General features: G+C 71.4%; 10 protein-coding genes. 2 read left to right on the plus strand and 8 right to left on the minus strand.

Features of this window, described 5'->3' with window-relative positions; all coding sequences use genetic code 11:
* Nucleotides 1-65 precede the first annotated feature (65 nt).
* Both ACZ7LS_RS29980 and ACZ7LS_RS29985 read right to left on the minus strand, forming a co-directional pair.
* Nucleotides 66-2303 (minus strand): MMPL family transporter, encoded by a 2238-nt coding sequence (locus ACZ7LS_RS29980; protein ID WP_385131546.1) that lies wholly within the window; start codon nt 2301-2303, stop codon nt 66-68.
* 107 nt (nt 2304-2410) lie between these two features.
* Nucleotides 2411-2983, minus strand: coding sequence for a TetR/AcrR family transcriptional regulator (locus tag ACZ7LS_RS29985; RefSeq protein ID WP_382522045.1), 573 nt, complete (start codon nt 2981-2983; stop codon nt 2411-2413).
* Nucleotides 2984-3181: 198 nt separating this feature from the next.
* Between ACZ7LS_RS29985 and ACZ7LS_RS29990 the strand changes: the two genes are divergently transcribed.
* Nucleotides 3182-6622 (plus strand): S41 family peptidase, encoded by a 3441-nt coding sequence (locus tag ACZ7LS_RS29990; RefSeq protein WP_385131548.1) that lies wholly within the window; start codon nt 3182-3184, stop codon nt 6620-6622.
* A gap of 119 nt (nt 6623-6741) precedes the next feature.
* On the opposite strand, the gene ACZ7LS_RS29995 is transcribed toward ACZ7LS_RS29990, so the two are convergent.
* The 4 genes from ACZ7LS_RS29995 to ACZ7LS_RS30010 form a co-directional block, all read right to left on the minus strand.
* Nucleotides 6742-7080 (minus strand): hypothetical protein, encoded by a 339-nt coding sequence (locus ACZ7LS_RS29995; RefSeq protein ID WP_382522051.1) that lies wholly within the window; start codon nt 7078-7080, stop codon nt 6742-6744.
* Between the two features lie 93 nt (nt 7081-7173).
* Nucleotides 7174-8109 (minus strand): SDR family oxidoreductase, encoded by a 936-nt coding sequence (locus ACZ7LS_RS30000; RefSeq protein ID WP_382872127.1) that lies wholly within the window; start codon nt 8107-8109, stop codon nt 7174-7176.
* Complete coding sequence (locus ACZ7LS_RS30005; protein ID WP_382671591.1) at nt 8106-9053, minus strand: alpha/beta fold hydrolase; 948 nt, start codon at nt 9051-9053, stop codon at nt 8106-8108. Before ACZ7LS_RS30005 ends, ACZ7LS_RS30000 begins: the two co-directional genes overlap by 4 nt.
* Complete coding sequence (locus ACZ7LS_RS30010; protein WP_385131552.1) at nt 9050-10729, minus strand: flavin-containing monooxygenase; 1680 nt, start codon at nt 10727-10729, stop codon at nt 9050-9052. Before ACZ7LS_RS30010 ends, ACZ7LS_RS30005 begins: the two co-directional genes overlap by 4 nt.
* Before the next feature lie 267 nt (nt 10730-10996).
* On the opposite strand from ACZ7LS_RS30010, the gene ACZ7LS_RS30015 reads away from it, so the two are divergent.
* Complete coding sequence (locus ACZ7LS_RS30015) at nt 10997-11695, plus strand: MerR family transcriptional regulator (protein ID WP_382522062.1); 699 nt, start codon at nt 10997-10999, stop codon at nt 11693-11695.
* 37 nt (nt 11696-11732) lie between these two features.
* Here the strand turns inward: ACZ7LS_RS30015 and ACZ7LS_RS30020 are convergent, their stop codons facing one another.
* Complete coding sequence (locus tag ACZ7LS_RS30020; RefSeq protein WP_385131555.1) at nt 11733-12539, minus strand: exodeoxyribonuclease III; 807 nt, start codon at nt 12537-12539, stop codon at nt 11733-11735.
* Nucleotides 12540-12845: 306 nt separating this feature from the next.
* On the minus strand, nt 12846-13013 hold the full coding sequence (locus tag ACZ7LS_RS30025; RefSeq protein WP_382522068.1) for a hypothetical protein: 168 nt from the start codon (nt 13011-13013) through the stop codon (nt 12846-12848).

A 13013-nucleotide genomic window follows, 5' to 3' on the forward strand; every position in this document is an offset into this window, starting at 1 on the left:
CCCCACGGCCGCCGGCGCGATCCGGGGCCGCGCGCCGCTCACGCGGCGGCCCCGGGGTCTGTGGGTCAGACGCGCACCAGTTCACGGTCCTGGCCGGGACCGCCCTCCGGACCGCCCGAGGCGTCGTCCCCGAGCCGGTGGCGCAGCGCCTCGCCCTCCACGTCCACGTTGGGCAGTGCCCTGTCCAGCCAGCGCGGCAGCCACCACGCCTTGTCGCCGAGCAGCGCGAGCACCGCGGGCACGATCGCCATCCGGACCACGAACGCGTCGAAGAAGACCGCGATGGCCAGCCCGAAGCCGATCATCTTGATCATCGACTCGCTGGAGCCGATGAAGCCGGCGAAGACCGCGATCATGATCACCGCGGCGGCCGAGACCACCCGCGCGCCGTGCCGGAACCCGGTGACGATCGCCGCGCCCGGCCGCTCCCCGTGGACATACGCCTCCCGCATCCGGGTGACGAGGAAGACCTCGTAGTCCATGGCGAGACCGAAGACCACGCCCACCATGAAGATCGGCATCATCGACATCACGGGACCGGTCTGCTCGACCCCGAGCAGACCCCCGAGCCAGCCCCACTGGAAGACCGCGACGACCGCGCCGAGGGCGGCGACCACGGAGAGCAGGAAGCCGAGAGCGGCCTTGAGCGGCACGAGCACGGAGCGGAAGACGAGCATCAGCAGCAGGAAGGCGAGTCCGACGACGAGCGCGAGATAGGGCAGCAGCGCGTCGTTCATCTTCTGCGAGAAGTCGATGTTCATCGCGGTGGCACCGGTGACCAGGACCTGTGCGCCGCTGTCCGCCTTGATCTCCCCGCCGGTGTCCCGGATGGAGTGGACCAGGTCCTCGGTCGTGACCGAGGAGGGGCGGTCCTCGGGGATCACCGTGATCGTCGCGGTGTCACCCGCCCTGTTGACGGTGGACGGCGTGACGACGGCGACACCGTCCAGCTTCTTCACGATGTCCGACAGCTCGGTGGCCGCCGCCTTGGCGTTGTCATTGGCCTTGCCGTCCACGACGACCATCAGCGGCCCGTTGAACCCGGGCCCGAAGCCGTCGGAGAGCAGGTCGTACGCCTTGCGCTGGGTGGTGCTCGTCGGCTGTGAGCCGTCGTCGCCAAGCCCCAGCTCCAGCGAGGTGGCCGGGATCGCGATGACCCCGAGCCCCAGCACGGCCGTGACCAGGACGGCGACCGGACGGCGCAGCACGAAGCGCGCCCAGCGGGTGCCCATGTTCGGCTTTCCGGTCTCCTCGCCGCCCGCGGCCTTGGCGTCCATGGCCTTGCGGTCCTTGCGCCCGTGCACCCGCTTGCCCGCGAAGCCCAGCGTCGCGGGGATGAGGGTGAGCGCGATGAGGACGGCGATCACGACCGTACCGGCGGCGGCGAGGCCCATCTTGGTGAGCATCGGGATATTGACGACGGCCAGCCCGGCGAGCGCGATCACCACGGTGAGACCGGCGAACACCACGGCCGACCCGGCGGTGCCGACGGCCCGTCCGGCCGCCTCCTCGCGCTCCCGGCCCTCGGCCAGTTCGGCCCGGTAGCGCGAGACGATGAACAGCGCGTAGTCGATCCCGACCGCCAGACCGATCATCATCGCCAGGATGGAGGTGGTGGAGCCCAGGTCGAGGACGCTGGCCAGCGCGGTGATCGTGGAGACTCCGACACCGACCCCGATGAGCGCGGTCACCAGCGGCAGCCCCGCCGCGACCAGCGAACCGAACGTGATGACCAGCACCACCGCGGCCACGGCCACACCGATGATCTCCGTGGACCCCATCTCGGGGGTGGCCTGGAGCGCGTCCCCGCCGACCTCCACCGTCAGCCCCTGCGCCCGCGCCCCGGCGCCGGTCTCCTCAAGAGCGGTACGGGTCTCGTCGGTCAGCTCCATCGAGGTGACCTTGTACGAGACCTGGACGTACGCCGTCGAGCCGTCCTTCGAGACGGCGTTCACGGTGTACGGATCGGTCACGGAGCCGACCTGGTCGGATCCGTCCGACAGCTCATCGACGATCTTGCCGACCTCGGCCTTGTGACCGGCGTCGGTCATCTTCTCGCCGGCCGGCGCCTTGAAGACGACCCGAGCGGTCGCACCGTCGGCACTGGCTCCTGGGAAGCGCTCTTCCAACAGGTCGAAGGCCTTCTGGGCCTCCGTCCCCGGTATCGAGAAGGAACTGGACGTGGGCGTGGACGCGGAGGCGGCTCCGACACCGGCGAGCGCGAGCAGTGCCACCCATACGAGGGCGACAACGTTGCGGCGCCGGAAGGCGAACCGTCCGAGTTTGTAGAGGAACGTGGCCACGAGGGCGTACTCCCGGGTCTGTGAATGGATCTGAGGGCATGGGGAGCCGGCCCGACGGCGAGAGAGCGGCACGCGTCAGGTACTGCGGGTGCTGAGGAAGGGGACTGTCAGACGCCGAGGGCGGGGAGGATCACGGCGTCGAAATACGAGGTGAGGAAGTCCCGGTCGGGCGACTGGTCCTCGATCAGCTGCCGGGCGACGATGGCGCCGACCAGCATGTGTGTGACGTACTTCAGCGCGGGATTGTCCGGGGAGACCTCACCCCGGTCCACAGCGCGCTGGAGGACCTCCGCGAGCCCGTTGAGCTCGGGCTCGATCAGGAGCTCACGGAGCGCCTGGTGGAGATCGGGGTTGTCGTGGACGGCATGGAAAAGGCCGCGCATCAGCGCGCTGTCCTTCTCCACCTGGCAGTCGTCGGTGTGTGCCATCACGGCGTGGAAGTCACCGCTCAGTGAGCCGGTGTCCACGTCGACGAGCTTGATCGGCTTGTTGTGCCGCATCGCATGGGCGACCAGCTCGGGCTTGCTCCCCCACTGGCGGTAGAGGGTGGCCTTGCTGGAACGGGCGCGGGCGGCGATGGCGTCCATGGTGAGGGCGTCATAACCGACCTCGCGCAGCAGATCGAGCACGGCGGCGTACAACTCTGCTTCACGCTCGGGGGTGAGCCTGCTGCGCGCCACGGTCTGCTCCTGCCAAACGAAACGGTTTCGTACAGTACGAAGATAACCCCACCCCCCAACGAAACGAAACCGTTTCGCTTGTGGGCTACGCCACGTTCCTGGCGTCGGCCACCGGCACCATCCGCCGCACCCGCACCACGCGCCCCGCAGACCCCCGCCGGGAGGCGCCACGCGTAGGGAAAGTGCAGCATTAGGTGGGTGAGTGACGACGTCGCGTATCTCCGCTTCCCGCACCTTCACGACGATTCCCTGTGCTTCGCCGCCGAGGACGACCTCTGGGTCGCCCCCCTCGTCCCGGCCGGGCACAGCCCCGCCCGCGCCTGGCGGGTCACCGTCGACCGCACGCGGGTCGGCCACCCCCGCTTCTCCCCCGACGGCCGCCATATCGCCTATACGACCTGGCGCAGCCTCGACCCGGAGATCCATCTCGTCCCGGTCGCCGGCGGGCCCGCCCGCCGGCTCACCTACTGGGGCGCCACCGACACCCGCGTCTGCGGCTGGACGCCCCCCGACAGGAACGGCGAGTCCCAGATCCTCGCGGTCTCCTCGCACGGCCAGCCGTTCTCGTACTTCGCCTGGGCCTACAGCCTTCCCCTCGACGGCTCCCCCGGCGGCGCGCTGCCCTGGGGCCCGGTCAACGACATCGCGGTCGCGGACCAGGACGGCGCGCACCGTACGCTCCTGCTCACCGGGAAGCCGCCGCACGAGCCCGCCGCCTGGAAGCGGTACCGCGGCGGCGCGATGGGCCGGCTCTGGCTGCACGGCGAACGGCTGCTCGCGGATCTCGGGGGCCATCTCGACTGCCCGATGTTCGTCGACGGCCGGATCGCGTTCCTCTCCGACCACGAGGGCGTCGGCAACCTCTACTCCTGCCGTCCCGACGGTACCGATCTGCGCCGGCACACCGACCACGACGCCTTCTACGCCCGCCACGCCTCGTCCGACGGGCGCCGGGTCGTCTACCAGTGCGCGGGGGACCTCTGGCTGGTCGACGCCCTGACGCCCGACTCGGTGCCGCGCAAGCTGGACGTACGGCTGGGCGGCCAGCGCGCGGGGCGGCGCGGCTACCAGGTCCCCGCCAGCAGCCATGTCGCCGGGATCTCCGTGGACATGACGGGACGGGCGAGCGCCGTCTCCGTACGCGGCAGCCTGTACTGGCTCACCCACCGCGACGGCCCGGCCCGCACGATCGCGGACACCCCCGGCGTCCGGGTCCGGTTCCCCGTGATGCTCGGCGACAGCGGCCAGGTCGCGTATGTCACCGACGCGGAGGGCGAGGACGCGATCGAGATCGCGTATCTGCCCAGGGCGAGCGGTGAGCGGCAGCCCCGGCGGCTGGCGTCCGGACGACTGGGCCGCGTACGGGAGATGGTGGCGGCCCCGGACGGGGAGCGGATCGCGATCGCCTCGCACGACGGCAGACTGCTGCTGATAGACACGGCGGAACCCGAACCGGAGCCGGAGCCTGAAGAGCCGGAGCCTGGAGAGCCGGAGCCGGAGCCCGCGTCGGATTCGGCCCCCGAACCCGCATCGGACACCGGACCGGCCACGGACACCACGGACGCCACGGAGTCCACCGCCGACGCCACGACAACGGCAGCCCCCGCGCCCGCCCCGGCCCCGGACCCCGTCACCGAGCTCATCCGCTCCATCAACGGCGCCGTCACCGACCTCGCCTTCTCCCCCGACGGCGACTGGCTGACCTGGTCCCACCCCGGCATCGGCCGCTCCCTCCGCCAGATCAAGCTGGCCAAGATCACCGGCAGCTTCGCCCGTACGGTCGTCGACGTCACCAACGGCCGCTTCGAGGACGAGAATCCGGTCTTCACCAGCGACGGCCGCTATCTCGCGTTCCTTTCCTGGCGCGGCTTCGACCCGGTGTACGACGTGCACACCGGCGACCTCTCCTTCCCGCTGGGCTGCCGCCCCTATCTCGTACCGCTCTCCTCCGCGACCCCGTCGCCCTTCGCGCTGTCGCCGGAGGGCCGCCCCGCGGCAGGCGGACTCGACCCGTCCATCGGCGAGTCGGGCGACGGCACGGTCACCGTCGAGGTCGAGGGGCTGGCCGACCGCGTCACGCCGTTCCCCGTCACCGCGTCCAAGTACTCCGCGCTGTATCCGGTCAGCGGCGGCGGTCTGGTCTGGCTGCGCTGGCCGATCTCCGGCGCGCTCGGCGAGACCTTCGCCAACCCCGCCGACATGTCGGGCCGCCCCACCCTCGAACACTTCGACATCACGAAGGCGCGCAAGAGCGAACTCGTCGGCCATCTGGACTGGTTCGTGCCGAGCGGCGACGGCTCCCGGCTGGTCGTCGTGGACGACGGCGAGCTGCGCGCCGTACCCGCCACCGAGCCCGGCGACGGCGATTCGACCGTCTATCTCGACATGCGCAGGATCCTGCACGACGTCGACCCAGGGGCGGAGTGGCGCCAGGCGTTCGACGAGGCGGGGCGCGTCATCCGCGCCTATTTCTGGGAGCCGGACATGTGCGGCATCGACTGGGACGGGGTGCTCGACCAGTACCGTCCGCTGGTCGAACGGGTCTGCTCCCCCGACGAGTTCGCGGATCTGCTGCGCGAGGTCCTCGGCGAACTGGGCACCTCGCACGCGTATGTCACCCCGGCCCGCCGCAACGAGGGCCCGCCCCACTACCAGCGTCCCATCGGTCTGCTCGGCGCCAATCTGGTCTGCCGGGACGGCGAGTGGATGATCAAGCGGATCCTGCCCGGCGACTCCTCCGACTCCAAGGCGCGCTCACCGCTGGCCGGTACGGGCATCCGCGAGGGCGCGGTCCTGACCCATGTGGACGGCCGGCCGGTCGATCCGGTGGCCGGTCCCTATCCCCTGCTGTCCGCCGCCGGCGGCACGACCGTCGAGCTGACCTTCCGGCCCGCGGAACGCGACCGTCCGTCCCGTCGCGTCGCGGTGGTCCCGCTCATCGACGAACGCCCGCTGCGCTACCAGGACTGGGTCGCCAAACGCCGGGAGGCCGTACGGGAGATCAGCGGCGGCAGATGCGGCTATCTGCACATCCCCGACATGGGCGGCTCCGGCTGGGCCCAGTTCAACCGGGATCTGCGGCTTGAGGTCTCGCGCCCCGCGCTGATCGTGGACGTACGGGGCAACGCGGGCGGTCACATCAGCGAGCTGGTCGTCGAGAAGCTGACCCGCCGGATCATCGGCTGGGATCTGACGCGCGACGCCCAGCCCGTCTCGTACGCGTCGAACGCGCCGCGCGGCCCGGTCGTCGCGCTCGCCGACGAGGCGACCTCGTCCGACGGCGACATGATCACCGCGGCCTTCCGGCTGCTGAACCTCGGCCCCGTGGTCGGCCAGCGCACCTGGGGCGGGGTGGTCGGTATGACGGGACGGCACCGGCTCGGCGACGGCACGGTCATCACGGTGCCCATGAACGCCGCCTGGTTCGACGCGTACGGCTGGTCCATCGAGAACCACGGCGTGGAGCCGGACATCGAGGCACTGCGCACCCCGCTCGACTGGGCGGAGGGCCGGCACGCCCAGCTCGACGACGCTGTCTGGGTGGCGCTGGACCTGCTGGCCGGTCATCCGGCCTCGACACCGCCGGGGTACGGAGCGGTCCCGGACCTGCGCCGCCCGCCCCTCCCGCCCCGCGCGTAAGAAGCGCACCAGCACACCTGCGTGCACGCACACACGCGCACGCGCACACAAAGAGGGCGCACACAAAGAAGGCGCACCCGGCGGAACCGGGTGCGCCTCGCGATCATCAAGCCATTCACTCAGGCGTCAAAGCGGTCATCCAGTTCATCGCGCGCGCTCTGCGCCCTGCTCTGCGCGTTCTGCTGCGCGTTGTTGTGCTGGGCGTCGTGCTGGGCGTCGTGCTGCGCGTTGTTGTGCGCGTTGTTGTGCTGGGCGTCGTTCTGCTGGGCATCGTGCTGCGCGTTGTGCTGCCCCTGGTTGCGGTCCCTGACCGGCGAACCGGGCTGCGCACCGCGGTCGGGCTGGCCGGGGCGGCCGGGCTGCTGCGTCCGGTCGTCCTTCTTGTCGCCCTGCCGCGACTTCGCCTGCTGGGCGGCGAGCTCTTCGGCCTTGTCCCTGAACTGATCGGCAATAGCCATGGAATGTCACTCCTGAAGGGGTGTGGGGAGCTTGGGGGGACCCGAGTGGGGCCTCGACCAGACTTACATGGCCCGACATTCCGCGCATTTCGATCAGTAACGCTGTGTGCGTTCCTTTTCGTCGGCCGCCCCGCCCGCCCCGACCAGCCCCTTTCGCACGCCCGCCAGACGTGGTCCGAGGCGGCGCATCTCGCGTTGCCCGGCCGCCGCGATGACGGCCGGCAGATATCCGCGTACGGACTGCATCCCGCGCAGCCACCACTGCGCGTACACATGCGCCGAGCGCCGCTCGATCCCGGCGACGAGCCGGTCCACGGCGGGGCCGAGCGGATAGGTACGGTTCGAGGGCCACGGCAGCCGCTGCCGCAGCTCCCGCATCACCTCGTCCCGGTCCGCGCCGCGCACCATGTCGGTGTCCGTCCAGGACAGATAGCCGACGCCGACCCTGACCCCCTGGTGGGCGACCTCGGAGCGCAGACTGTGCGCGAAGGCCTCGGCCCCGGACTTGGACGCGCAGTACGCGGTCATCATCGGCGCCGGCGTGATCGCGGCCAGCGACGCTATCTGGAGGAAGTAGCCGCGGCTTTCCCGCAGGACGGGCAGGAACGCCCGCGCCGTCACCGCGCCTCCGATCAGATTGACCTCGATGACCCGCCGCCACGCGTCCGGGTCCGAGTCCGCGAAGGGACCGCCCGCCGCCACACCCGCGTTGGCGACGACGATGTCGACCTTGCCGAAGCGCGCTTTGACCTCCTGGGCGACGCGCGCCATCGCGGTGTCGTCGGTGACATCCGCGTACCAGTGTTCGCGGTCGGCGTGCAGCCGGGCGGCGACCCGCTTCAGCCCGTCCTCCTCCAGACCGACGAGGGCGACCTTCGCGCCGCGCGCCGAGAGCTTGCGCGCCAGCAGTTCACCGACGCCGCGCGCCGCGCCCGTGACGACGGCGACCTGACCGTCAAGATCGCGGAAACCCCGCCGGCCCGCCCGTGCTCCTGCTCCTGCCCCTGCCCCTGCCCCTGCCCCGCTCATGCCACGTCCTCCTTCGCACCCATGGCGCTCTTCGCGCTCCCGGCGCTGTCGGTGTCGGGATACGTGTCGAGATACGTACCGGTCAGGGACCGGATCGCGCCGGTGACGGCCTCCGGGGCCTCCACGGGCGTCATATGTCCCACCCCGGTGAGTTCGGTGAGCCCGGCGCGGCCGGGCAGCGCGGCGGCCAGCGCCCGCGCCTGCACCGGTGGGGTCAGCCGGTCGTCGCGCCCCACGATGACGACGGCCGGCACCCTCAACTCCCTTACCTCCGCGTCGAGATCGAGCGCGCCGAGGACATGCGACCAGGCCACCCGCACGGGGCGCGGACACGCGTGCACGATCCGGGCGCACTCCGCGACCCGGTCAGGCGCGGCGCCGGGGCCCATCGTCCCGTAGCGCAGGATCCGCTTCGACAGCGGTGTGACCGGCCCCAGCGGGGCACGCGCGCCGAGGATGTGCCGGCTGATCCAGGTACGGGTCCTGCCGGGCCGCATGGGTACGACGAGCGCCTCCGGGATCAGCCGCGAACTGCCCGTGCTGCACAGCAGTACGGCGGCCGCGTGCTCCCGGAAGACGGGCCGCCGGGCGGCCGCCATCAGCGTCATCCCGCCCATGGAGTGTCCGGCGAGCACGGCTCGCTCCCCCGGCTCCAGCGTGGCCGCGAGGACGGCCTCCAGATCGTCGGCGAGGGCGTCCGTGGAGTAGCCCGCGGAGTGACCGGCCGGCGCCGGCGTACGGCCGTGGCCGCGCTGGTCGTAGACGATCACCCGGTGGTCGGCGGCCAGGTCCGCGAGTTGCGCGGCCCAGAACCGGACCGAGCAGGTCCAGCCGTGGACGAGAACGACGGCGGGCCGGCCGTCGTCGCCGTGGATCTCGGCATGGACACGGGTGCCGTCGGCGGAGACGGCGGTCAGTTCACGCTCTCTGTGCGGCTGCCTCACCGGACGGTCTCCTTCGCAACCGGTGTCCCGGACCGCGCTCCGGACCGCGCCCCGGCGGGCCTCCCGGACGCCCGCCCCTCGGACACCCGCGTCTCCGCGGCCGGCTTCTCCGCCTGCCGCGGCACGCGTACGGGCGCGGCCGCGGCGCGGATCACCTCGTACTCCGCGAGATCGACCTCACGGGTGGCCCGGCGGAACTCCGCCGTCGTACCCGGCCAGACGGTGGTGTTGCGGCCCTGCTCGTCCAGGTACCAGCTGGTGCAGCCGCCGGTGTTCCACACGGTCCGCTTCATGCGCTCCTGCACCCGGTGGTTCCAGGCGCGTACGGCGGCGGGCCGCGGCCCGAGCGCCACGCGCCCGCTCCCGCCGACGCCCCTCGGGCCGCCCCCGCGGCCCCCGAGCCCGTCCAACTGCCGCAGATAGTCGGCCATGTAGTTCAGCTGGGACTCGATCATCAGGATCATCGAGGAGTTCCCGAGACCGGTGTTGGGGCCGATGATCGTCATCCAGTTGGGGAAGCCCGCCGCGGTCGCGCCGCGCAGCGACCGCATCCCGTCCTTCCACGCCTCCGCGAGCGTGATCCCGTCGGCGCCCACCACCCGATCGGCGATCGGCATGTCCGTCACATGGAAGCCGGTCCCGAAGACGATCGCGTCGGCCTCGGTCTCCGTACCGTCCGCCGCGACCAGCGTGGAGCCGCGCACCTCGGCCAGCCCCGAGGTCACCAGGTCCACATTGGGCCGCGCGAGCGCCGGATAGTAGGTGCTGGAGAGCAGGATGCGCTTGCACCCGATGCGGTACGAGGGCGTCAGCCGGGCGCGCAGCACCGGGTCCTTGATCGCCCGCGCCATATTGGCCTTGGCGAGGGACTCGACGAGCCCGAGTTCCTCCGGCCGCTTGGTGAAGGCCTGGACCTGCAACTCCCTTATGCCCCACAGGAGCCGGCGCCGCAGGGTCCCGGTGAACGGCAGCGCCCGGTGCAGCCTGCGCTCGGCCCCGGATATCGCCCGGTCGACGCGCGGCATCACCCAGGGCGGTGTCCGCTGGAACAGCGTCAGTCTGCCCACCTCGGGCTGGATCGCGGGCACGATCTGTATGGCGGAGGCGCCCGTACCGATCATGGCGACGCGCTTGCCGCGCAGGTCGTAGCCGTGATCCCAGCGGGCCGAGTGGAAGACCTTCCCCGGGAACCCGGCGAGCCCGGGTATCTCCGGGATCTTCGGATCGGAGAGCGGCCCGGTCGCGGAGACGATGACATCGGCGGTGAGCGTTCCGCGCGAGGTCTCGATCTCCCAGTGCAGTGCGTCGTTGTCCCAGCGCATCAGCCGTACCTCGTGGTTCAGCCGCAGATGCGGCCGGAGCCCGAAGGTGTCCGCGACATGTTCCAGATACGCCCTGATGTGCCGCTGCCCGGAGAAGGTGCGCGGCCAGTCGGGGTTGGGCGCGAACGAGAACGAGTAGAGATGTGAGGGTACGTCGCAGGCGCATCCCGGATAACTGTTGTCCCGCCAGGTCCCGCCGACCGAGTCGGCGCGCTCCAGCACGACGAAGTCGGTCATCCCCTCCCGGCGCAGCCGGATGGCCGCCCCGAGCCCCCCGAACCCCGACCCGACCACCGCCACATGGACGTGCTCGGGCTCGTGGTCATGTTCGTGGTCGTGTTCGTGCTGGCCCATACCGCCTCCTGACACCGGACGACACCCGCACAACCGCGCCAGTAATCACTGGCACGATTTGGAGAGTAGAGCAGTGTCGTACTGATGGGTAGGGGGTGGGAACGGGAAAGTCGCCGCCGGGGCGAGCGGGGGTTACGGGCGGTACGTGAGGTACGGGAGGGGCATGACGGAGCGGTACGGGAGGGACGCCACGGGACGGGCGTGCCGGGCGTCGCGCGCCCGGCGGGACTTTTCCAACCCGACCCGGCACGCCATAAGCTGGCGGGCATGGCAGAAGGCCCGGAACCCCGCGAGTACCGCATGGAGGAGCTGGCCCGCGAGGCGGGCATCACCGTGCGTACCGTGCGCTTCTACCGCGAGCGCGGCCTGATCCGGCCGCCGCGCCGGGAAGGCCGGATCGCCTGGTACGACGACCACCACCTGGCCCGGCTCCGTACGATCGCGGCCCTGCTGGAGCGCGGCCACACCCTGACCGGGATCGCCCACCTCGCCACCGCCTTCGAGAGCGGCCGGGACGTGGGCGAGGTGCTCGGCCTCGGCGAGCCCACCGAGGAGACCCCGGTCCGGCTCTCGCCCGAGGAACTCGCCGACTACTTCGAGGGGGAGGTCACCCCGGAGAATCTGCGGGCCGCCCTCGATCTCGGCTATCTGGCCACGGACGGCGACGAGATAGTCCACATCAGCCGCCGCCTGCTGGATGTGTCGGCGGCCCTGGTCCGCGAGGGCGTCCCCCTGGCGGCGGTCCTCGACGCGGCTCGCCGCGTCCGCGTCCACGCGGACGCCCTGGCCGGACTCTTCGCCGCGGTCCTGCGCGCCCACACCGCCACCACGACGGACGCGGAGAAGCTCCGCCCGCTGGCGAAGAGCGTGGTGGAGGCGGAATTCTCCCTGGCCCTGGACCGCCATCTGCGTACGGACCCGGAAGCCACGGCGCCCCCCAGTCCGCCCCGCCCCGCGGCCGGTTGAGAACCGTCCCGCTGCGGCGCCGTCGCGCGGAAGGGCGTCAGCCGAGGTCGTAGGTGACCGTCACCGGCGCGTGATCGCTCCACCGCTCCTCATGGCTCGCGGCCTTCTCGACGTACGCCTTGACCGCCCGCGCGGCCAGGCCCCGCGTCGCCACGTGGTAGTCGATGCGCCAGCCCGTGTCGTTGTCGAAGGCGCGGCCGCGGTACGACCACCACGAGTACGGGCCCTCCCGGTCCGGGTGCTGGGCGCGCACGACATCCACGTAGTCCGCGTCCGTCACCTCGAAGACGCGGGTCAGCCAGGCGCGTTCCTCGGGGAGGAAGCCCGAGGACTTGCGGTTGGCCCGCCAGTTCTTGAGGTCGGCCTCCTGGTGGGCGATGTTCCAGTCGCCGCACACCAGCACCTCGCGCCCGTCCGCCGCCGCGCGCTTCTTCAGCCGCTCCAGATACGGGAGGAACTCGTCCATGAACCGGATCTTCTCGTCCTGGCGCTCCGTGCCCACCTCGCCCGAGGGCAGATAGAGGCTGGCGACCGTGACGCCCGGCAGGTCGATCTCCGCGTACCGCCCGCTCGCGTCGAACTCCGTGCTGCCGAAGCCGATCCGCGTGCCCTCCGGCTCCCGTCGCGCGTACAGCGAGACACCCGCGCGCCCCTTCGCGGCGGCGGGCGCGTGCAGGGCGTGCCAGCCCTCCGGGGCGCGGACCTCCTCGGGGAGCTGCTGGGGCTCGGCGCGTACCTCCTGGAGGCAGATCACATCGGCGGAGGTGCCGGCCAGCCACTCCACGAAACCCTTCTTCGCGGCGGCGCGCAGTCCATTCACATTCACGGAGGTCACAGTGAGCATTCCGACACACTACCCGCCCGGCCCGGACGCCCCCGGGCCCGGTCATGGCCATTCCGCGTCCTCCCGTAACGGGGCCGGTAATCCCGGGCGAGGTGAATTCCCCGGGCGTTCACGCCGCTCACACCCCGCCGCGACCGCTCCATTTGTTCCGCTCCGCCACACGCGCGGAGAGCGCCCCCGAACCGGCGCCGCCACGCGCCGCGCCCGACCCCTTGCTGTCGGGGCAAATCGACTGTCCGCACTCGCACTTGGGCCACCGGAGCCCGGACCCCGGCACCAGATCAGCGCCCTCGACCCCGCGTACGGTCATTCGGCCAGCCCCCGCAGTCCGACGGCGACGCGCTCCACCAACTCGCGCGTGGGCTCGGGAAAATCCGGCGGCACCCAGTCAGGGTCCCATCGCACATAATCCCGGACCACGGCCGACGTCGCCGGCTTGTCGATCTCGTCGATCGAGAGTGAATCCCTAGCCAT

The sequence above is a fragment of the Streptomyces sp. NPDC039430 genome (assembly GCF_055639435.1).